Annotated in this window: 17 protein-coding genes; 7 read left to right on the top strand and 10 right to left on the bottom strand. The window is 61.5% G+C overall.

What is annotated here, in order from left to right:
• Positions 1-196 precede the first annotated feature (196 nt).
• From BUA94_RS12120 to BUA94_RS12090, 7 genes are all read left to right on the top strand, one after another.
• Entirely contained in the window at positions 197-1,906 is a 1,710-nt protein-coding gene (locus tag BUA94_RS12120; RefSeq protein WP_084081964.1) for an OFA family MFS transporter, read from the top strand.
• Between the two features lie 81 nt (positions 1,907-1,987).
• A complete protein-coding gene (locus tag BUA94_RS12115) occupies positions 1,988-2,893 on the top strand; it encodes a LysR family transcriptional regulator (RefSeq protein WP_073013355.1) in 906 nt (301 codons plus the stop codon).
• Positions 2,894-3,013: 120 nt separating this feature from the next.
• Positions 3,014-3,493 carry a formate dehydrogenase subunit gamma gene (locus BUA94_RS12110; protein WP_073013354.1) on the top strand — a complete coding sequence of 160 codons (480 nt, stop codon included), beginning with the start codon at positions 3,014-3,016 and terminating at the stop codon, positions 3,491-3,493.
• Positions 3,490-5,046, top strand: coding sequence for a formate dehydrogenase beta subunit (locus BUA94_RS12105; RefSeq protein WP_073013353.1), 1,557 nt, complete (start codon positions 3,490-3,492; stop codon positions 5,044-5,046). Before BUA94_RS12110 ends, BUA94_RS12105 begins: the two co-directional genes overlap by 4 nt.
• 5 nt (positions 5,047-5,051) lie before the next feature.
• Complete coding sequence (gene fdhF / locus BUA94_RS12100; RefSeq protein ID WP_073013859.1) at positions 5,052-7,922, top strand: formate dehydrogenase subunit alpha; 2,871 nt, start codon at positions 5,052-5,054, stop codon at positions 7,920-7,922.
• Position 7,923: 1 nt separating this feature from the next.
• Positions 7,924-8,751: a formate dehydrogenase accessory sulfurtransferase FdhD gene (gene fdhD / locus BUA94_RS12095; protein ID WP_073013352.1), complete on the top strand. Its 828-nt coding sequence runs from the start codon at positions 7,924-7,926 to the stop codon at positions 8,749-8,751.
• The gene (locus tag BUA94_RS12090; RefSeq protein WP_073013351.1) at positions 8,741-8,968 is read left to right on the top strand and encodes a formate dehydrogenase subunit delta; all 228 of its coding nucleotides are present in this window, start codon (positions 8,741-8,743) and stop codon (positions 8,966-8,968) included. Before fdhD ends, BUA94_RS12090 begins: the two co-directional genes overlap by 11 nt.
• On the opposite strand, the gene BUA94_RS12085 is transcribed toward BUA94_RS12090, so the two are convergent.
• The 10 genes from BUA94_RS12085 to BUA94_RS12040 all read right to left on the bottom strand — a co-directional run bounded on the left by BUA94_RS12085 (position 8,965) and on the right by BUA94_RS12040 (position 20,662).
• Complete coding sequence (locus tag BUA94_RS12085; RefSeq protein WP_073013350.1) at positions 8,965-9,960, bottom strand: LacI family DNA-binding transcriptional regulator; 996 nt, start codon at positions 9,958-9,960, stop codon at positions 8,965-8,967. The two genes, BUA94_RS12090 and BUA94_RS12085, sit on opposite strands and share 4 nt — an antisense overlap.
• A gap of 66 nt (positions 9,961-10,026) precedes the next feature.
• Positions 10,027-10,953, bottom strand: a complete 927-nt coding sequence (gene rbsK / locus BUA94_RS12080; RefSeq protein WP_139251100.1) for a ribokinase — start codon at positions 10,951-10,953, stop codon at positions 10,027-10,029.
• Positions 10,950-11,360 carry a D-ribose pyranase gene (gene rbsD / locus BUA94_RS12075; RefSeq protein WP_073013348.1) on the bottom strand — a complete coding sequence of 137 codons (411 nt, stop codon included), beginning with the start codon at positions 11,358-11,360 and terminating at the stop codon, positions 10,950-10,952. Before rbsD ends, rbsK begins: the two co-directional genes overlap by 4 nt.
• The gene (locus BUA94_RS12070) at positions 11,357-12,355 is read right to left on the bottom strand and encodes an ABC transporter permease (protein ID WP_073013347.1); all 999 of its coding nucleotides are present in this window, start codon (positions 12,353-12,355) and stop codon (positions 11,357-11,359) included. The genes rbsD and BUA94_RS12070 overlap by 4 nt, the downstream gene beginning before the upstream one ends.
• A gap of 2 nt (positions 12,356-12,357) precedes the next feature.
• Positions 12,358-13,926, bottom strand: coding sequence for a sugar ABC transporter ATP-binding protein (locus BUA94_RS12065; protein ID WP_084081954.1), 1,569 nt, complete (start codon positions 13,924-13,926; stop codon positions 12,358-12,360).
• A 76-nt stretch (positions 13,927-14,002) separates the two neighbouring features.
• A complete protein-coding gene (locus BUA94_RS12060) occupies positions 14,003-14,923 on the bottom strand; it encodes a sugar ABC transporter substrate-binding protein (protein WP_073013346.1) in 921 nt (306 codons plus the stop codon).
• 318 nt (positions 14,924-15,241) lie between these two features.
• On the bottom strand, positions 15,242-15,988 hold the full coding sequence (locus BUA94_RS12055) for a copper homeostasis protein CutC (protein WP_073013344.1): 747 nt from the start codon (positions 15,986-15,988) through the stop codon (positions 15,242-15,244).
• 28 nt (positions 15,989-16,016) lie between these two features.
• Positions 16,017-17,225: an MFS transporter gene (locus BUA94_RS12050; RefSeq protein WP_073013342.1), complete on the bottom strand. Its 1,209-nt coding sequence runs from the start codon at positions 17,223-17,225 to the stop codon at positions 16,017-16,019.
• Between the two features lie 48 nt (positions 17,226-17,273).
• A complete protein-coding gene (locus tag BUA94_RS12045; RefSeq protein ID WP_073013339.1) occupies positions 17,274-18,716 on the bottom strand; it encodes a M81 family metallopeptidase in 1,443 nt (480 codons plus the stop codon).
• 26 nt (positions 18,717-18,742) lie between these two features.
• Complete coding sequence (locus tag BUA94_RS12040) at positions 18,743-20,662, bottom strand: beta-N-acetylhexosaminidase (RefSeq protein ID WP_073013337.1); 1,920 nt, start codon at positions 20,660-20,662, stop codon at positions 18,743-18,745.
• Positions 20,663-20,682: the final 20 nt, after the last annotated feature.

Here is a 20,682-nt window from a genome sequence, read left to right as displayed (position 1 = left end):
TCGCACCCTGAGGGGCCGTTCGGGTCGGATGCCTTGTCGAAAGCGGCCGCATTCTGCCGATTTTCCGTTTCCTTTCAGTTGGTACGCCCATTGCAATCCAGTTCCCGTGTGCCGCGCCTGAGGGGGATGCGAGGAACGCCCGGACCGGATGCCCGCCGGGTTCCGCCGATGCGACGGCCGATTTGGGAGGAACTACATGTTTGACAGTTTGAAGAAGGAGCACATCGTCGCTGGCGATGACTTCAACCGGTGGAAAGTGCCCCCGGCATCCATCGCGATCCATCTGTGTATTGGATCGGTTTACGCGTGGAGCATTTTCAACCCGCCGCTCACCAAGGAATTCGGTGTTGTAGCGGCCTCTTCCGGCGACTGGGGACTGCAGTCCGTTGTCTGGATCTTCTCGGTTGCGATCGTGTTTCTCGGCCTGGCCGCTGCTTTCGGCGGCAAGTGGCTTGAAGAAGTCGGCCCGCGCATGGTTGGCGTTGTCGCTGCCATCTGCTGGGGTGGCGGCTTTCTCATCGGTGGCTTCGGCATCATGACCCATCAGCTCTGGCTGGTGTATCTGGGGTATGGCGTCATTGGCGGCTGCGGTCTCGGGCTTGGCTATGTGTCGCCTGTGTCCACGCTGATCCGCTGGTTCCCTGACCGCCGCGGCATGGCGACGGGCATGGCCATCATGGGCTTCGGCGGCGGCGCGATGATCGCAACGCCGATCAAGGAATGGCTGCTCGGCCTCTACTATCAGGCTCCGACCTATCTGGGAGCGGAAAGCGCAGTCACGCTGGTCACCGAAGGCGGCAAGCGCATGGCTGATGTCAACGGCCAGATGATGGAAGTGGTTGTCGCAACCGCCAAGCAGCTTGCGTCTGCCCCGATCCCGCTTCAGGAAGGCGTCTATGTGGTCGGCTCCGGCAACACCGGCGCAGCCGCAACCTTCTTCACCCTGGGCGTTGCCTATTTCATCGTGATGATGATTGCCTCCTTCTCCTACCGTGTCCCGCGTGAAGGCTGGCTTCCGGCTGGCTGGACCCCGCCTGCGGCCGCTTCCCGCAAGATGATCACCCATGCCAACGTGCATATCGATCAGGCGCTTAAGACCCCGCAGTTCTGGCTGCTCTGGATCGTGCTCTGCTTCAACGTGACTGCCGGTATCGGTGTGATCGGTGTGGCGAAGACCATGATGACCGAAATTTTCGGCAGCACCCTGCCGACAATCGTGAACTCCGCCTTCGCGGCGACCTATGTGTTCATGATCTCGGTCTTCAACATGGTCGGCCGCTTCTTCTGGGCGTCCACCTCTGACTACATCGGCCGCAAGAACACCTATCATGTGTTCTTCGTTCTGGGTGTCATCCTCTACCTGTCCATCCCCTTCGCGGCGGAGCAGGTGTCGATCAACCCGGCGGTGACCTGGCTGGTGATGTTCTATGCCGCAACCATGATCATCTTCACCATGTACGGTGGCGGGTTCGCGACGATCCCGGCCTATCTGGCGGATATCTTCGGCACCAAGTTTGTCGGTGGCATCCATGGGCGTCTTCTGACGGCCTGGAGCACGGCAGGCGTTCTGGGCCCGCTCGCCATCACCAAGCTGCGTGAAATCTCGATCGGCAACTCCGTTCGGGATCTGGCGGGCAAGGTGGATCCGTCTGCCTTCCAGGAAAAGTTCGGTGCCGGTCTTGACCAGCTCGATACACTTGTGGCTGCCAAGACGGTGACGATTGCCCGCCTGATGGAGATTGCTCCGGCAGGTACGGTCGATCCGACCCCGAGCCTCTACAACACGACCATGTATGCCATGGCCGGGTTGCTGGTGATTGCCCTTGTTGCCAACATGATGGTACGTCCTGTGGATGACCGCCATCATATGGAAGCGGGTGCCGCTCCGGCGCCGGGCAAGGCCTGATCCCTTGAGGAATAGGATGCTCCGGCAAATGCCGGGGCATCCGCTCCTTTCGGGGATGGCTGGACCTGCCGGATCTGGGACATGATCGACAAGCTGGAACTGTTCATGGCACTGGCGCGCGAGCGCCATTTCGGACGTGCTGCGGAGGCCTGTAATATCGGCCAGCCGACCCTGTCTTCCGCCATCAAGCAGCTTGAGGATCAGCTGGGTGTTCAACTCGTCCGCCGGGGGTCCAGGTATCAGGGCCTGACACCGGAAGGCGAGAAGGTGCTGGACTGGGCACGCCGGATTGTCGGCGATTACCGGTCGATGCATGCGGATATCCAGGCCTCCCGGAAAGGCTTGTCAGGCAATGTGACGATTGCCGTCATTCCGACGGCCCTCGCCATGGTGCATGAGTTGACCAGCTCGTTTCATGAGGTCTACCCGGATGTGTGCTTTTCCATCCTGTCCAGGACATCGGTTCAGATCCTCGATCTGATCGGTAATCTGGAGGCGGATTTCGGCATCACCTATCTGGAGAATGAGCCGGTGCCGACGATGGTCACCGTTCCGCTGTATCTGGAAAGGTACCTGTTCGTGACCGCAGACGAGGCGCTCTTTGCCGGGCGGGACCGGATCACATGGGCGGAAGCCGGCGGCGAACAGCTTTGTCTTTTGACACCAGACATGCAGAACCGAAGGATCATTAACCGCTATCTGACATTATCAGGCGTGGAGCCCAAGGCGGGGATCGAGACGGATTCCGTTCTGGCCATGGTCTCCCATATCCGCACGGGCCAATGGTCCGGTATCCTGCCGGAGAAACTGGCGGGCGTCTTCAGCGAAGCGGGGTCGATCCGGACCTTGCCGCTCAGCCAGCCGGATGGCACGCAGCTGGTCGGTGCCATAGCCGCGCGGGCCGAGCCGCGCACACCCGTCGTGGAGGCGCTGCTGCGCCACGCGAAGCAGATTTCAACCATTGGTGAGGCCGTCGCGGGCCTTTGATGGCAAGATTTGATCGTTGGGGCCCGGCTTGATCGGGATTTGCAATCGCTCAACGGAAAGTCGGTATTGAACGGGAAAGAGCCATAGGCGACTCTTGTCGGCTATGGGAGGAGAGCCCCAATGAGAGTTGTTCTGTCCGAGAAGGACATTGCCGAGCGGACGCGCGCGGTTGTCGTAGCCCATTCCGAGCTGAAGGGGCCCTTGCTGCCGATCCTGCACGAGTTGCAGCATGAATTTGGTCATGTGCCGGAAGGGGCCCTCAGGGTCATTGCGGACGAGCTGAACCTCAGCCGGGCCGAAGTTCACGGCGTCGCCAGTTTCTACCATGATTTCCGGGAAGCTCCGGCAGGCCGTCATGTCCTGAAGATCTGCCGGGCGGAAGCCTGTCAGTCCATGGGCGCTGATGATCTGGCCGGACAGGCCGAGTCCCGCCTGGACATCGCCTTTGGCAACACGACCGCAGATGGCGCCGTGACCCTCGAGGCCGTCTACTGCCTTGGTCTGTGCGCTTGCGGTCCTGCTGCCATGGTCGATGGCAAGATTGTCGCCCGGCTGGACGCTGGCAAACTCGACACCCTTCTTTCGGAGTGCGGCCAATGAGCGTGACTGTTTACGTGCCGCTGGATGCGGCGGCGATTGCCCTTGGCGCCGATGACGTTGCCGATGCCATCAGCAAGGAAGCAGCTGCCCGTGGTGCGGATGTGAAGATCATCCGCAACGGATCGCGCGGCATGGTCTGGCTTGAGCCGCTGGTAGAAGTGGTGACCGACGCAGGGCGTGTGGCCTTCGGACCGGTCTCGGAAGGCGATGTCGCAGGTCTGTTCGACGCAGGTTTCCTGACGGGCGGTGATCATGCGCTGAACCTCGGCCTTACGGAGGAAATCCCCTTCCTGAAGCGCCAGACCCGCTTGACCTTCGCTCGCTGCGGCATCATCGATCCGCATTCGCTTGAAGATTATGAAGCTCATGGCGGGCTTGCCGGTCTGCGCAATGCGCTGAAAATGTCGCGTGCGGATATCATCCAGCAGGTGACCGACTCTGGCCTGCGCGGCCGAGGCGGCGCCGGGTTCCCTACCGGCATCAAGTGGAAGACCGTCCACGATGCGCCGGGCACGGAAAAATACATCGTCTGCAACGCGGACGAGGGTGACAGCGGCACCTTTGCCGACCGCATGATCATGGAAGGCGACCCCTTCATCCTGATCGAAGGCATGGCGATTGCCGCCATCGCGGTCGGGGCGGAGCATGGCTACGTCTACACCCGCTCCGAATATCCCCACGCCATCAAGGCGATGAATGATGCGATCGAGATTGCCCGCAAGGCAGGTCTTCTCGGTCCCTCGGTTCTGGGCTCCGGCTACGCTTTCGATATGGAAGTGCGCATGGGGGCAGGTGCCTATGTCTGCGGTGAGGAAACCTCCCTGCTGAACTCGCTGGAAGGCAAGCGTGGCGTCGTGCGCTCCAAACCGCCGCTTCCGGCGCTGGAAGGGTTCCTTGGCAAGCCCACTGTCGTCAACAATGTGATTTCCCTGACCTCGGTTCCGGTGATCATGGACAAGGGAGCCGCATTCTACCGGGACTTCGGCATGGGTCGGTCTCATGGTACAATCCCGATCCAGATTGCAGGTAATGTGAAATACGGTGGCCTGTTCGAGACTGCCTTCGGGCTGTCTCTGGGCGAGATCGTCGATGATATCGGCGGCGGTACGGCGACGGGCCGTCCGGTACGTGCGGTGCAGGTCGGTGGTCCACTTGGGGCCTATTTCCCGAGGGATCTGTTCGACACGCCGTTCGACTACGAGGCCTTTGCTGCCCGGGACGGCCTGATCGGCCACGCGGGCGTTGTGGTGTTCGATGACACGGTGGACATGCTGAAGCAGGCCCGCTTTGCGTTTGAATTCTGCGCGGTTGAAAGCTGCGGCAAGTGCACGCCCTGCCGTATCGGCTCCACGCGCGGTGTCGAGACGCTGGACAAGCTCAAGGCCGGCATTGAACCGGAAAAGCAGATCGAACTTGCAAGCGATCTTTGCAACACCATGAAATTCGGATCGCTTTGCGCTCTGGGCGGCTTCACGCCCTATCCGGTGATGAGCGCGATCACGCATTTCCCTGAAGACTTCAAGCCAGCGCCGATGGCACAAGCAGCGGAGTGACGAAGATGGGTCTGGTACACGAAACCGATTACGGTACGCCCGCCTCCAAAGCGGAAAAACAGGTTACGCTGACGGTCGATGGCTTTGAGGTCACCGTTCCTGAGGGCACGTCCATCATGCGGGCGTCCATGGAAGCAGGCATTGCCATTCCGAAGCTTTGCGCGACGGACATGGTCGATGCGTTTGGGTCCTGCCGCCTCTGCCTGGTGGAAATCGAGGGCCGCCGCGGCACGCCGTCGTCCTGTACGACGCCTGTGGCGGACGGCATGGTGGTTCACACCCAGACGGGACGTCTGAAGGACATCCGCAAGGGCGTGATGGAGCTCTATATCTCCGACCACCCGCTGGACTGCCTGACCTGCGCCGCCAATGGCGATTGCGAACTGCAGGATATGGCAGGCGCAGTTGGTCTGCGCGATGTGCGCTACGGCTATGAGGGTGGCAACCACGTCAAGGCGCGGGATACATCCGGTGAGCAGAATGCCCGCTGGATGGCAAAGGATGAGAGCAATCCGTACTTCACCTATGACCCGTCCAAGTGCATCGTTTGCTCGCGCTGCGTTCGTGCCTGCGAGGAAGTGCAGGGTACCTTTGCACTGACCATCGAAGGCCGGGGCTTTGAAAGCCGCGTGTCTCCGGGCATGCATGAGCAGTTCCTGGCGTCCGAATGCGTGTCTTGCGGTGCCTGTGTGCAGGCCTGCCCGACCGCGACCCTGACGGAAAAGTCGGTGATCGAGATCGGCCAGCCCGAACATTCGGTTGTCACCACTTGCGCCTATTGCGGCGTTGGCTGTTCCTTCAAGGCGGAAATGCGCGGCGAAGAGCTGGTGCGCATGGTGCCCTACAAGGATGGCAAGGCGAACCGCGGTCACTCCTGCGTCAAGGGCCGCTTCGCTTATGGCTATGCGTCCCACAAGGACCGCATTCTCGAGCCGATGATCCGCGACAGCATCGATCAACCCTGGCGGGAAGTGTCCTGGGATGAAGCGCTGACCTTTGCCGCCAACAAGCTGCGGGCGATCCAGTTCGAGCATGGCCGGGAGTCTATCGGCGTTATCACTTCCTCGCGCTGCACCAATGAAGAAACCTATCTGGTGCAGAAACTGACCCGTGCCGTGTTCCGCAACAACAACACGGATACCTGCGCCCGCGTCTGCCACTCGCCGACCGGTTATGGCCTTGGTCAGACCTTCGGCACGTCCGCCGGTACCCAGGACTTCGACAGTGTCGAGGACTCCGATGTGGTGGTGGTCATCGGGGCCAACCCGACGGATGGCCATCCGGTGTTCGGTTCGCGGCTGAAGAAGCGTCTGCGCCAGGGGGCGAAGCTGATCGTCATCGATCCACGCCGCATCGATCTGGTGAAGTCACCGCACATTCGCGCCGCGCATCACCTCGCTCTGCGCCCGGGCACCAACGTCGCCGTTGTCACCGCTCTGGCTCATGTGATCATCACCGAAGGTCTCTTCGATGAGGCTTTCATCCGTGAGCGCTGCGACTGGGACGAGTTCCAGGATTACGCCGAGTTCGCGGCTGATCCGGCGCACAGCCCGGAAGCCGTGGAAGCGGTAAGCGGCGTTCCCGCCGAGGAACTGCGCAAGGCGGCCCGTCTTTATGCGACTGGCGGCAATGGCGCGATCTACTACGGTCTGGGTGTCACCGAGCACAGCCAGGGGTCGACGACCGTTATCGGCATCGCCAACCTCGCCATGCTGACCGGCAACATCGGCCGGCGCGGTGTGGGCGTGAACCCGCTGCGTGGCCAGAACAACGTCCAGGGTTCCTGCGACATGGGCTCGTTCCCGCACGAGCTGCCGGGCTACCGTCACGTCAAGAACCCGGAAGTGCGTTCGATTTTCGAGAGCCTCTGGGGCGTCGAGATTTCCGACGAGCCGGGCCTGCGCATTCCGAACATGCTGGACGCGGCTGTCGAAGGCACCTTCAAGGGCATCTACATTCAGGGCGAAGACATTCTGCAGTCGGATCCGGACACCCATCACGTATCCGCCGGTCTTGCCGCCATGGATTGCGTGATTGTCCATGACCTGTTCCTGAACGAGACTGCAAACTACGCTCACGTCTTCCTGCCGGGGTCTACCTTCCTGGAAAAGGACGGCACCTTCACCAATGCGGAGCGCCGGATCAACCGGGTGCGCAAGGTGATGAGCCCGCGCAACGGCTATGCGGACTGGGAAGTCACCCAGCTTCTGGCCAATGCCATGGGCGCAGGCTGGTCCTACAAGCACCCGTCCGAAATCATGGCGGAAATCGCGGCCACCACGCCGAGCTTCGCAAATGTCACTTACGAGATGCTGGAAGAGAAAGGCTCCATCCAGTGGCCGTGTAATGACAAGACGCCGGAAGGCTCGCCGATCATGCATGTGGACGGGTTTGTCCGCGGCAAGGGCCGGTTCATCCGCACGGAATATGTGGCAACCGACGAGCGGACTGGTCCGCGCTTCCCGCTGCTTTTGACCACGGGCCGCATTCTCAGCCAGTACAACGTCGGGGCTCAGACGCGCCGAACGGAAAATGTGGTCTGGCATGAGGAGGATGTGCTCGAGATCCATCCGCATGACGCAGAACAGCGCGGCGTGAAGGATGGCCAGTGGGTCAAGCTTGCGAGCCGGGCCGGGGAAACGTCCCTCCGTGCCAAGATCACCGACCGCGTGGCTCCGGGTGTCGTCTACACGACGTTCCACCACCCGGCGACACAGGCCAACGTGATCACCACCGACTATTCTGACTGGGCGACCAACTGCCCGGAATACAAGGTGACGGCGGTGCAGGTTGGACCGTCCAATGGCCCGTCCGACTGGCAGACCCAGTATCAGGAACTGTCGGACCGGTCGCGCCGGATCGAGGCGGCCGAGTAATATGGACCGCTCCCGCCGTTCCGAGGGACATGCGTACCGCGCAGGCAGCTTTCAGCGTCTGACGCGGGAGCTTGCCTGCGAAACGGCGGTGGCCATCAGCTACAACGGCAGCTCCCATGCCGTTCTGATGGCCACCCCTTCGGATCTTGAGGATCTGGCGCTGGGCTTCACGCTCAGCGAGGGGATTGCGCGGCAGAACCAGATCGAGCGGATCGAGGTGGTGGAGACGCCCCTTGGTGCAGATGTTCAGGTCTGGCTTACGGAAGAAGCTGCCGACACCCTGGCGAAACGCCGCAGGGCTCTGGCAGGGCCGGTTGGCTGTGGCATGTGCGGTCTTGAAAGCATCGAGGCCGCCATGCGCCATGTGCCGGATGTTGCCAGCACTCTCAGGCTTCGCCCAGGGCAGATCGTCGAGGCCGTTGCGCGGATGGAGCGCGGGCAGGAGCTGAACCGTCTGACCCGCGCCGTTCATGCTGCCGGTTTTTATGATCCGGCGACTGGCAGTGTCATCGTGCGCGAGGATGCTGGCCGCCACAATGCGATGGACAAGCTGATCGGTTCGCGCGCCCGGACCACGGGCGGCGTTCCGGCAGAAATCTTTGCGGGCGGGGCTGTGGTCATGAGCAGCCGTCTGTCGATCGAACTGGTTCAAAAGGCTGCGATTGCAGGCTGCGGCATTCTGATTGCCGTGTCTGCGCCAACGAGCCTTGCGGTGTCTGCTGCAGAGAATGCGGGCATGACCCTCGTTGCGCTCGCCCGTGGCGCTGAATTTGATATTTACACCCGGCCAGACCGGATCATTGATGGAGTTATGCCAGATGTCGCCTGATAAACTGGCCCGTATGGCCAATCAGATTGCCACTTTCTTCAAGAGCCGGCCGCATCAGGAAGGGATCGACGGGGTCGCAGCGCATCTCAGCGATTTCTGGGAGCCCCGCATGCGCACGCAGCTGTTTGAGCTTCTGAAGACCAGCCCTGACCTGTTCGATCCTCTTGTGCAGGAAGCGGCCAGCAAGGTCCGTCCGGTCGAAGCCAAGGCAAGCTAAAGAGACTTGGCGCCCGGTGGTGGCGCGGATGTTTCCCGGATGACGAGATCCCCGGCGATGGCCTCATCGCCGGGTTCTTTTTCTGCGCTGTTGAAGAGCCGTTCTACGGCGGAAATGGCAAGAGCTTCAAAGGGCTGGCGGATCGTTGTCAGGCGCGGGACGACGAGTGAGGCAAGCGTGATGTCGTCGAACCCGGTAACGGTCAGTTCGCCTGGCACGTCGACCTTCAAATCCCGTGCGCTTCTGAGGACGCCTATGGCCAGCTGATCGCTGGCAGCCGCAATCGCTGTCGGCCGCTGCGGCCCGGACAGGATCCGGTGGCCAATTTCCTCGCCGGAATCATAGTCGAAGTGCCCTTCGTGAAGGGTCAGTTCAATCGGATCTTCCGGGGTGTTCAAGGCCTCGATGCGCGAGACAAAGCCACTCTTGCGCTGCTGGGCCACATCCATCGACATCGGACCGGCAATATAGGCGATTTTCCGGTGCCCGAGCGCATGAAGATGATCGGCGATCTTCCCGGATCCATCGAAATGGTCAGTGGCCACCAGGGCATAATCGCCATAGCGCCGGTCGAGTGAAACGATCGGCAGGTCGACAGCCCGTCTCACCTGGCTGCCATGGGTCGCAACCACGATGATCCCGCGCACAGCCCGGTCGCATAGGGCGGTGACCTGAACGGCCTCTGCTTCCGGGTCGTCATGGGAGTTGGAGAGCATGACGGAATGGCCGCGCTTGGCTGCCTCCATCTCGATGCCCTTGGCCAACTGAGCGAAGAATGGATTGGTGATGTCCGGAATGATCAGCCCGAGCACGTCGATCCTGTTGGTACGCAGCGCACGGGCGGTCAGGTTCGGCGAATAGTCCAGTTCTGCCATGGCCTTGAGCACCCGCTCGCGCAGGGGCTGCTTGACCGTGTCATTCTTGGCGAGCACGCGGGAGACTGTGCCGACGGATACTCCGGCTTTCCGGGCAACGTCCTTGATCGTCGGCATGCAGGCATTTCTCCAAGAGGCGGGGCAGTTTTGCCGTCTTATACCCTATTCCCGCGCAATATCGCCTTATCCTCCCGTTGAAGACAGAAATGACAAGACTTCTTCGCGAGACGGAAGGGACGAGGACGCGCCCTTGCGGGTTGTCGCGATGGCTGCAGCATGCATGGCAAAGCGAATGGCCGCCTCAAAGCTCTCGCCTTCCGCAAGGCGGGTGGCAAGGGCTCCGTTGAAACAGTCGCCTGCCGCCACCGTATCAATGGCCTTTACCTTCGGCGCTGGCAGAGCGCCGGTTTCCGCATCAATGGCCCAGGCTGCCCCCATGCCACCCATGGTGATGATGGCGCCTTTCAGACCCTGAGCCTTGAGTGCGCGCGCTGCGTCCTGCGCTTCCTCCAGGGTTTGGGGCGTCGTTCCCAGAATGGCGCCAGCCTCTTCCGCGTTGGGGGTCATGATGTCGAAACAGGTGAAGGTCTCAGGCCCCCAGGCCGGAACCGGCGCGGGGGCAGGATCCATGATCACCAGAACGCCTGTCTTGCGTGCAATGCGGGCAGCTTCAAGGGAGGTTTCCAGCGAGATTTCGTTCTGGAGCAGCAGAACGCTGCTCCGCTCGATCTGCGCGGCATTTTCCCGGATGGTCCCGGCAGACAGGCTGTTGTTGGCGCCGCCAGCCAGACGGATGATGTTGCTGCCGTCCGGAACCACGTCGATGAAGGCCATACCGGTGGAAACGTCTGCATATTCCGCCAGCTGTGTCTTCACGCCCTTGGCTTCGAGCTGCTGGCGCACATCTGCACCAAAACTGTCCTTGCCGGTCGCGCCCAGCATGGTCACGTCTGCTCCCAGAAGGGCGGCGGCGGCAGCCTGGTTCGCCCCCTTGCCGCCAAGCGAGTTGGCGGTTTCACGCACGGCGATGGTCTCGCCCACCTTCGGCCAGCGGTCGAGGTAGTTGATCAGATCAAGGTTGATGCTGCCGACAACGGTAACGGGTTTCAAAATGCTACCCCGCATACAAGAATAATGTTGGCATAGGGTGTGATTTCGCCGGTGCGGATTACGGCCAGAGCCGACTGGCTGCGGGTCTTGAAGTCGGCATGGGAAAGGGTCGAGGTGGCGACCTGCTTACCGGTCGCGTCAGCCCAGCTGTCGGCCTCAGCCTTCATCATGGCGCGGACCTCTGCTGAGGCTTCGTTCGCCCAGACTGCGCTCTCGATCACGAGTTCGGAACGCAGCGCTGCCAGAACATCCTGAAAGCTGGGCAGGCCGGGTGTAATCGCGAGATCGATTACTTCCACGCCGCGCGGCATGGGCAAGCCGGCATCTGCCACGACGATCTCATCCAGATGCCCGGCGCGGGCGATCAGGGAACTCAGGTGGCGGTTCAAGAGAGCTGTACGTTTCATTTGCTGGCGAACCTTGCGCGATAGTAGTCCAGGATCACGGCGACGATGATAACCACACCGGTGATCATCTGACGCATGAAGTCACTCAATCCATACAGAATGAGACCGTTTGCGAGAACCCCGATGATGATCGCACCAAGCAGGGTGCCGATCACCGAACCGCGTCCACCGCTGAGGCTTGTGCCGCCGATGATGACGGCCGCGATGGCGTTCAGCTCGAAGCCGATGCCTGCAATCGGGCTGGAGATGTTGAGGCGGGCCATATAGACGACCGCCGCGACACCCGCCGTCAGGCCGCAGATGGTGAAGGCAGCGACCTTGTACCAGAAGACGGGATGGCCCGCGAGCCGCACGGCTTCCTCATTGTTGCCGATGCCGTAGAGCAGCCGGCCGAAGACGGTGAAGTTCAAAATGAACCAGGCAATCAGCACGAACAGCAGGGCCACCAGGAACACGACCGGCACGCCATAGACCATTGCCGAGCCGAATTCCTCGAAGGCAAAGGGGAAGGAGTAGATGGTCTGGGCGCCCGAGATCTGCAGCGCGCCACCTCGGGCGATGTTCAGCATGCCGAGGGTGATGATGAAGGACGGCAGGGACCAGAAGGCGCTGGCGATGCCGTTGAAAAGACCGCACAGGACGCCGGTCATCGTGGCGGCGAAGATGGCGAGGGCAATGGCTTCCGCATCGCCAAACCCCGGCATGGTGATGGCCTTGCCCGCCACCACAGCGGCAAAGGCCATGACCGAGCCGACGGAAAGGTCGATGCCACCGATCAGGATCACGAAGGTCATGCCGACAGCCAGCACGAGATTGATCGTGATCTGGGTCAGGATGTTGGTGATGTTGTTCGGCGTCAGGAAATGCTCGGTGGTCACCGAAAAGAAGATGATCAGGGCCAGCAGGGCCAGGCCGATGCCGGAGTTCTGCATGAGAACGCGCAGGGACAGGCCTTCCCTTGCAGGGGCTGCGGATTTGAGGGTGTCGGTCGTCATCGTTACTGTTCTCCGGCCGTCTGGTTTTGCCCGTAGGCCAGTTTCAGGATGTTTTCTTCAGAGAAATCCGGGCGAGCGAGTTCGCCCTGGATTTCGTGTTCCGCAAGCACAAGGATGCGGTCGGCCAGGGTCATCAGCTCCGGCATTTCGGAGGAGACGACGAGCAGGGCCACGCCTTCCCGTGCCAGCGCCTTGAGAATGGCGTAGATCTCCGCCTTCGCGCCGACGTCCACGCCCCGGGTTGGTTCATCCAGCAGCAGCACCTTCGGGTTCCGTGCGAGCCATTTGGCCAGAACCACCTTCTGCTGGTTGCCGCCGGAAAGACTGGAGACTGCGTCTGCCAGACGCCCGTATTTCAGCTTGAGGCGTTCCCCGCCGGTCCGTGCCAGCTCACGCTCGGCCGCAAAGTTCAGGATCCCGGAGCGGGAGACGGCCTTCATGCTGGCGAGCGATGCGTTGGCTGCAATCGGCATGTCCAGGATCAGGCCTTCGTCCTTCCGGTCTTCGGTCACGAAGCCGATGCCGGATGCGATTGCATCGCGAGGGCCGGAGAAGTGAACCGGCTGGCCGTCGCGCAGGAGGGTGCCGGAGCGGGCAGGATCGATGCCGAAAATTGCCCGCAGGAGTTCCGTGCGGCCTGCGCCGACAAGACCGGCGATCCCGACGATTTCGCCATAGTGCAGGTCCAGCGAGACGCCCTTGTCTTTCGGGTTCTGCCGGGTCTGGAGATTGTCGAGGGACAGGGCCATTGCTCCAAGAGCGGAGCGTTCTTCTTCCGCTGGATCGCTTGTCTCCAGTTCCCGCCCGACCATGCGGCGGACCACACCTTCCGGCGACGTCTCGCTGATGTTCTCCGTGACAATGCTCTGGCCGTTGCGGAACACGGTGACCCGGTCGCAGATGGCAAAGACTTCGTCGAGGTGATGGGACACGAAGACAACCGTCACGCCACGGGCCTTGATGGCAGCGACGATCTCGAACAGGCGCCGGGTTTCGCGCTCGGTCAATGTGGCCGTCGGCTCGTCCAGGATCAGGATGCGGCTATCGGATTGCAGGGCGCGGGCGATCTCGACCAGCTGCCGGTGCGCGATGCCGAGCGAATTGACCGGAGAGCGGACGTCAACGTCGGTCAGGCCGATGGCATCAAGGGCCTTGCGGGCGCGGGCGTTCATTTCCTTGCGGTCGAGCAGGCCGAAGCGGGTCTTCGGCATCTTCTCGATGGAGATGTTCTCGGCAATGCTTAGATGGTCGAGGAGGTTGAATTCCTGATGCACCACCTGAACGCCCGAGGCCTTCGCGTCATGCGGTGAAGCCGGGCAGTAGGGAGCGCCGTCGAACTGGATGGTTCCGGCGTCATAGGGGAATACGCCGGACAGGATCTTGATGAGAGTGGACTTGCCTGCGCCGTTTTCTCCGACCAGGGCATGCACTTCGCCCTGTTTCAGGGAGAAGCTGACGCCATCGAGGGCCTTCACGCCGCCGAAGTGTTTCTTGACGCCATCAGCCTGGAGAAATGCCTGTTCCGGGTGAGCTGCCATGGAAGGCGCTGCCGGGAGCGGGGAAGAGGTCATCGGGCCTCCGGAAAGTGGAGCAGCTAAAAATCAACTCCCGCCCCGGAGACCGGGACGGGAGCTGGGAGGACGGATGTCAGTCTGCGGTAACGAGCTCGATCGGGGTCTTGACCCAGCCTTCGAGCGGCTTGCCGCCTGCGACGACGCCCAAGGCCATGTCGATGGCATTTGCAGCCATGTCCGTGCCGAACTGGTCGACGGTGGCCAGCATGCGGCCATCCTTGATCATCGGGACGACAGCCGGGATGTTGTCGAAGCCGACGACCTGGATGTCCTTGCGGCCTGCGCTTTCAAGCGCCTTGACCACGCCAATGGCCATGGAGTCGTTGGCTGCCATCACGCCCTGAATGTCCGGATGCGCGGTCAGCATGGTGGAGAAGACAGAGTTGGCTTCTTCCGTTTCCCAGTGAGCGGTGCGGCTGTCGAGCAGGTTCAGCTTGTACTCGGCAACGGAGTCTTCAAAGCCGAGACGGCGCTGGGTTGCGTTGTCCGCACCCGGGTTGCCTTCGACGATGACGACCTTGGCGCCTTCGCCAAGCTTCTTGGCCAGTGCGTCACCGGCCAGCTTTGCGCCGCCACGGTTGTCCGGGCCGACGAAGGCCAGTTCCACGCCCTGCTGCTTCTTGGCATCTTCATCGAGTGCCACGTCGAAGTTCACGACGACGATGCCGGCTTCCATGGCCTTCTTCAGCGGACGAACCATGGCGCGGGAATCCGCCGGGGCTACCACGATCGCATCAACGCCCTGGGTGATGAAGTTTTCGACCGCGTTGATCTGGGATTCGAAGTCGGTTTCGTTCTGCATGCCGACAGCAACGAGTTCATAGTCGCCGCGCTTCTGCTGATGGGCTTCGGCACCCTTCATCATGTTCTGGAAGAACTCGTTGGCGAGGGACTTCATGATGAGGCCGACGACAGGCTTGTCAGCAGCCTGGGCGGTGCCAGCAAGCAATACGAGGCTGGTCGCTGCGGCGGCAGCGAGCTTGGAAAATTTCATTGTATTCCTCCCAAAATATGCCGCTTCCCGCGTGGAAGACCAACGCGCCGAGCGGCTGCAATATTGAAATCACGACGAGGGAGGATTGGTCAATATGAAACGATACAAAAATTTGTATCGTTTCATTTTTGAAGCAAAATCAGCAACTTGAGCGATTGATAACTCGAGGTGGTGATGTGGATCAGTTCACTTCAGTGCTTCCGAACCAACGGAAAGTGTCCAATTGAATAATAAAGACTGCTGAAATTATTGATATTTTCGCCGCCGATGGACCAGAGCGTTTTCCTGTAATGGCGACTGTCGTGCTTCTCTGGGTTGTCAGGCTGGGATCAGGGCCTTCAGCTGGCGGACGATGCTGGCATCGGTCTGCTTGGGCGCGCCGGACAGGAAGCCAAGGTCCATCAGGCGTTGATTGCTGACCGTCTGGGCGGAGGAGCAGGACGCGTGGATTTCCTTGATGGCAAGGGCGGGGGTGAATCTCTCGGCATTGCCGGGGTTGATGCCGCTTCCGGGCATGATGGAAATCCTGCCGCCAGCGCGTTCGACAAGAGCCGCGAGCTGATCCAGTCCTGCCTCTGCGGAGGGGGCACCGCCTGAAGTGAGGATGCGGGAGAAACCGAGGTCGATGGCCGTCTCCAGCGCTTCGGTGAGGTCCGGGGCAAGATCGAAGACGCGGTGGAGCGTCACGTCCATCGCTCCGGCATGTTTGATCAGATCCGAGAGGGTCTTCGTGTCCAGGCAGCCATCTTCGGTACTGACGCCGATCACGACCCCCGGCAGGCCAGCGTCTGCAGCTGCGTCGATATCGCGCTTGATGATGTCGATCTCGGCTTGCGAGTAGTGGAAGCCGCCCTGACGTGGACGGATCAGGGGATAGACCGGGATTCCTGCGCCAGCCGCCTGTTTCATGAAGCCCAGGGAAGGGGTCAAGCCACCGATCGACAGGGCCGAGCAGAGTTCGATCCGGTCTGCCCCGCCTTCGACGGCGGCCAGAAGCCCGTCCATCGTGTCGACGCAGACTTCGAGCAGGACGCTGGCCGGAGTGGCGGGCGAAGAAGTGGTCATGGGTCCGGTCTCCGTTTGGGACAAGAAGTTAGTTTGTGGCAGCCGGCTTGCGGCCATCAAGTCCATAGACAAGGGCAACACCAAGCAGTCCGGCAAGACCCCCGATCATGGAGGTTCCGGCATAGCCGGACACATATGTCCCGAATCCGAAGAGAACCGAGCTAAGCCCAGCGCTGATGAAGAGGTTTACCGAGATCAGTGAACTGCCGAGCCCTGCAAGATCCGGGATGAGCTCCTGGAGATAAGTGATCGGTAGGCTGATGATGGCTGCGGCCCCAAAGCCGCTGATCAGGCAGAGCGCATAGATGTGAAGCGGGGACGAGGACAGGCCCAGGAGCACTAGATAGACCGTGTAGAGCGCTGCACCCAGGCAGATGGACACAACGGAGCCGAGCTTCGGCTCCATGCGGCCCCAGAAGACGATAAAGACGATTTCCAGCACCGCGACAATTCCGATGACGATGCCGACATCGGTCAAGGTTCCGCCCGCGGCTTCCGTGGTGATCAGCGGCAGGACGGCCGCGTTCACATGCAGCATGGATGTGATGAGCGAGATGGCGAGAAGCCGCACGAGCACGCCCGGCCTTGCGACCCGGCGCAGCGAGGACAGGAACTGGATTTCCGTCTTCAAACGGCCCTCGGAGGGCAGCTTGCGTGGCAGGGCGAACTGGAAGAGGCCGAAACAGACAAGACAGGCACTCATGGAGATGAGATACGCAGGCAACATGCTGCCCGCGTTGGCGAGCACCATGCCGACGAGGCCCGGCACGAGGACCCAGGATAGGGAAATCATTGCGCGGACTGCGGCATTGATGCCTGCCAGCTCATTGCCCGGCAGCGTCACCGAATAGGCCCGTACATTGGCAAAGATCAGGGAATTCAGGGCGCCGAAGATCGGCAGCAGGGCGAGAAGTCCGATCAGGAAGCTGACCGTGTTCGCTCCGAAATAGATGAGGCCGGAGCCCGCGATGCCGAAGCAGCTGACGATGATCAGCGCGCGCCGGTAGTCGCCGAGCCGGTCAGAGAATATGCCGATCACCACGCTGGCGATCACGTTGATGATCGCGGCAAACAGGATCACCGCTGAATAGGCTGCATCGCTCAGGCCGAATTCCTGAATGGCAATGACGGACTGGAAGGGGCTGGTTGCAGCGCCTGCAAAGCCGAAGAAGAAGATGGCGATTGCGCAGACCCGGATCGGGGCATGGCGGAAGGCTGCCGCGTACATGGAGAACATTTGGGAAAACCGGAAAGGGGCTGCCGGACGATCCGGCAGCCGGGATGGTTATGCCTGCCAGCGGGCGGAAAGGCGAGCCGCAGGTGTATAGGTGAATGTCTTGTCGAACGGGAAGGCAGGAGCGGAGCGGCGGGCATTTGTCAGCCGTTCGATGTCCTGATTGACCACCCCGTCCGTCAGGGCCATGAGGTTGGGGGCAGCGATCGGCGCCAGTTCCGGCGACAGATAGCCGGATTTGACCACGACCAGCCGTGCCGTCTTCGGATCAAGCCCGAGGCGGGTGAAATCCGGGATGTTGTGATAGGGCCTGCGTCTTGCAGCCAGAACCACAGTGTTCCCGGCAATCTCCACCACGGCCTGGCGCTCGTCCCGTGTGCCGCCTGGGGTGTCGTCCAGTTTCAGCACCTTGGCTGTGACTCCAACTTTCTGGCTGGAGGGATCCAGCGAGCCGCCGATGGTGAGATGAACCGTGTTGCCTTCTCCGGCGGCGATGCAGGCTTCGACGGCAGGCTTGTCGGTGATGCCGGCCACCACGGCTCCGGTGAAGCCGCGACGGAGCAATTCGGCCAGAACATCTGCCCGGTCCCCCACGCCGCCTCCGGTCGGGTTGTCGCCGGAATCAGCCAGAATGACAGGCGCAGTCGTTGCCTGCTCGGCGAGATCCATCATGTCAGACAGCGGACCCGTAACAGGTCCGAACTGAAAGTCGTTGCGTGCATCCCAATAGGACTTGGCAATGGTCTCCGCGGTCTGCATCGCCGCCTGTCGGTCTGTGCCCGTGACGACGGCGCAGGCCGTTCCCCGTGGCTCATCCGCCCAGACATAGCCGACCATGAGATTGGCATCGAGCACGCCGGGCGTCTCGTCATGACCGGGCAGGGCTTCGTAAAGCCCAGCCGCCGGATGATCCTCCGTCGAGGTGCGCTCACCCGGCAACAAGACCGGAACGGGAGCCCAGGCGACGCCGGGACGTGTCCCGGTCGTCAGACAGTCCACCAGCATCGTATAGGCCCGGACCATGGTCTCACGCACGTCGATATGAGGTGCTGTGCGATAGCCGGCGAAGATGTCGAGCTGGTCGATGATCTTCTGGCTGACATTGCCATGAAGGTCATAGCTGGCGGCAATCGGGATGTCCGGTCCGGCCAGATCCCGGACAGCCGAGATCCAGTCGCCTTCCGCATCATCCATGCCTTCCACATTCATCGCGCCATGCATGGCGAGATAAATGCCGTCGGCGGGCAGGGCGGATTTCAGCCGCTCAAGGAACTCGGCCTTGAAGGCTTCATAGGTTGCCCGGGCCACGGGACCGCCGGGGACAGCGCGGGCATGAAGAAGCGGGGCGATCTCGATGCCGGGTTGAGGCAGAAAGGAGAAATACTCCGACTTCGGCAGATCCTCCCCGCGCATGACGAAGAAGTCTTCCGGCTGCATCAGCACCGGCGAGTATGTGCTGCATTCGGTATGAATGCCGCCAACTGCGATACGCATCTGTTCAGATTTCACAGCTTCGGGCCTCACAGCTTCGGGGAATGGGGGGCAAGGGCAGCAAAGCGCTGCCAGTCCTTGACAGACTTCGGCGACCAGGCGGCCTCAGCGACCGCGCAAAGGCGCGGGAAGACCAAGTGGTTGAAATAGCCGCGCGAGAGGAAATGCTCAGACCAGATGCAGGCCTGGACACCTTTCATCCGGGCGCGCAGGTCTTCCGGGAAGTCGCCTTCCGCCTCATAGCCGTAGCTGTGCTCGGGCGGAACGGTGCCGGCCCAGCTTGCACCCGGTTCCTGCCAGGCTTCGCTCTGAACCATGTCCAGGTAATAGGCCTGGCCCGGGGTCATCACCACGTCGTAGCCCTGGCGTGCCAGCTCGATGCCGACTTCCGGCTTCTGCCAGGCCATAAGCAGGGTGCCGTCCGCACTGACGCCGCCGCCATGGGAGACTTCATCCCAACCCGCCAGGAGCTTGCCGCGTTCCTTCAGCATGTCCTGAATGCGCTTCATGAAATAGGACTGAAGTCCGAAGGTGCCTTCGAGTCCTTCCTTCTGCATTAGTTCCTTGGCACGGGGTGAGGCCAACCAGGATCCATCCGCCACTTCATCCCCGCCAATGTGCAGGTAGCGGCAGGGGAAGAGCTCGACCATTTCGTCAAAGACGGTGGCGAGGAAATCGTAGGTGTCCTCGATGGCCGGGTTGAGCGCATTGTTCGGATAGCCTTGGACCGAGTGATAGCTGTCCGGTGCTTCCTGACCGTCCGAAAGATTTTTAAGCACTGCGAGGGTTGCCGTGGAGTGGCCGGGAATATCCACTTCCGGGACAACCTCGACATTGAGGCTCAGGGCGTGGGCGACAAGTGTCTTCACGTCTTCCTGGGAATAGAAGCCATCCACCGGCTCCGCGCCGTTGCCGAGCTGCGGCAGCAGGATTGCGTCCGGCCCCCGGGTTGCGCCGACGGTCGTCAGCTCCGGATAGGCCTTGATTTCCAACCGCCAGGCTTCGTCATCGGTCAGATGCCAATGGAAGATGTTCATCTTGAACCAGGCCAGAATGTCGACCAGGCGGGAGACATCGGCGAGGGGATAGAACTGGCGCGACACATCCAGATGGCAGCCGCGCCAATCATAGCGCGGAGCATCTTCAATCGTGCCGGCAACCGGGAACAGGTAGTCTCCGCTGTCCAGTCTTGCGCCATGGAGAAGCTGGGCAAGCGTGGTCAGGCCATATTGAAGACCAGCGTCAGTGCCATAGGACAGAGCGACCTTGTCGACACCGAATGTCAGCTTGTAGGCCGGGCCGGTGAGGCTGTCGGTCCGGCTGAGGGAAAGGTCGCGGCCCTCATGGATCGGGCTGAGGGAGAAGGGCACATGGGCTGCCTCGAACAGGCGCTGATAAAGCGACTGAACCTTCTGGACGGCTTCCTTTTCTTCCGCAGTCGCCTCTGTCAGGCAAAGCGCCACCGGATAGGCTGCGCCTTCACCGAGAGCGGCAGATTTTGGCCAGGGCTGCAGGAAATACGGCGTCTGGACCTTGCCTTCCGGCAGGAGCGGATGGGCCGGTTCGCTATGCGCACCCTCCAGCATCAGATCCCCCACGGCACATGGCTTGTGTGTTCCGTCGGCCAGGGTCACATAGGCGGATTTTGCGCCATCCGTGCGATGCCGGGCAGGGCGGTGCAGACCATCGACCTTGAAGGACCAGGAGGCACCGGGAGCCAGCTTGAAACCGGCCGGAGGGCTGAACTCGTGGAAGTTGGCATTGCGCCGAAGGAAGACCGCATTTTCGCACACGACTTTTGACGTGACCCGGGTCAGGCTGGTGTAGACGACGCGAAACCCGGAGATTTCCGCCCCGGACATGTTGTGCAGGACGAAGGAAAAGCCGCCGGTCAGATCGCCCTCGATCGCATGCCAGCTGTTCTCAAGCACAAACGGAAGGTTGGCCATGAATGGTTCCTCTGGAAGTC

This window comes from Roseibium suaedae, assembly GCF_900142725.1.
Lineage (GTDB): Bacteria > Pseudomonadota > Alphaproteobacteria > Rhizobiales > Stappiaceae > Roseibium > Roseibium suaedae.
The sequence above is the reverse complement of the archived record's forward strand: the minus strand, read 5'-3'. Positions and strand labels throughout refer to the sequence as shown.

Bases quoted from the DNA above. Each gene is read 5' to 3' on its own strand.
- rbsD (WP_073013348.1), bottom strand. From the start codon at position 11,360: ATGAAACGTACAGCTCTCTTGAACCGCCACCTGAGTTCCCTGATCGCC.
- BUA94_RS12120 (WP_084081964.1), top strand. From the start codon at position 197: ATGTTTGACAGTTTGAAGAAGGAGCACATCGTCGCTGGCGATGACTTC.
- BUA94_RS12060 (WP_073013346.1), bottom strand. From the start codon at position 14,923: ATGAAATTTTCCAAGCTCGCTGCCGCCGCAGCGACCAGCCTCGTATTG.
- BUA94_RS12085 (WP_073013350.1), bottom strand. From the start codon at position 9,960: ATGCCGACGATCAAGGACGTTGCCCGGAAAGCCGGAGTATCCGTCGGC.
- BUA94_RS12050 (WP_073013342.1), bottom strand. From the start codon at position 17,225: ATGTTCTCCATGTACGCGGCAGCCTTCCGCCATGCCCCGATCCGGGTC.
- BUA94_RS12115 (WP_073013355.1), top strand. From the start codon at position 1,988: ATGATCGACAAGCTGGAACTGTTCATGGCACTGGCGCGCGAGCGCCAT.
- BUA94_RS12070 (WP_073013347.1), bottom strand. From the start codon at position 12,355: ATGACGACCGACACCCTCAAATCCGCAGCCCCTGCAAGGGAAGGCCTG.
- BUA94_RS12045 (WP_073013339.1), bottom strand. From the start codon at position 18,716: ATGCGTATCGCAGTTGGCGGCATTCATACCGAATGCAGCACATACTCG.
- BUA94_RS12065 (WP_084081954.1), bottom strand. From the start codon at position 13,926: ATGACCTCTTCCCCGCTCCCGGCAGCGCCTTCCATGGCAGCTCACCCG.
- fdhF (WP_073013859.1), top strand. From the start codon at position 5,052: ATGGGTCTGGTACACGAAACCGATTACGGTACGCCCGCCTCCAAAGCG.
- BUA94_RS12105 (WP_073013353.1), top strand. From the start codon at position 3,490: ATGAGCGTGACTGTTTACGTGCCGCTGGATGCGGCGGCGATTGCCCTT.
- BUA94_RS12040 (WP_073013337.1), bottom strand. From the start codon at position 20,662: ATGGCCAACCTTCCGTTTGTGCTTGAGAACAGCTGGCATGCGATCGAG.
- BUA94_RS12090 (WP_073013351.1), top strand. From the start codon at position 8,741: ATGTCGCCTGATAAACTGGCCCGTATGGCCAATCAGATTGCCACTTTC.
- BUA94_RS12055 (WP_073013344.1), bottom strand. From the start codon at position 15,988: ATGACCACTTCTTCGCCCGCCACTCCGGCCAGCGTCCTGCTCGAAGTC.
- fdhD (WP_073013352.1), top strand. From the start codon at position 7,924: ATGGACCGCTCCCGCCGTTCCGAGGGACATGCGTACCGCGCAGGCAGC.
- BUA94_RS12110 (WP_073013354.1), top strand. From the start codon at position 3,014: ATGAGAGTTGTTCTGTCCGAGAAGGACATTGCCGAGCGGACGCGCGCG.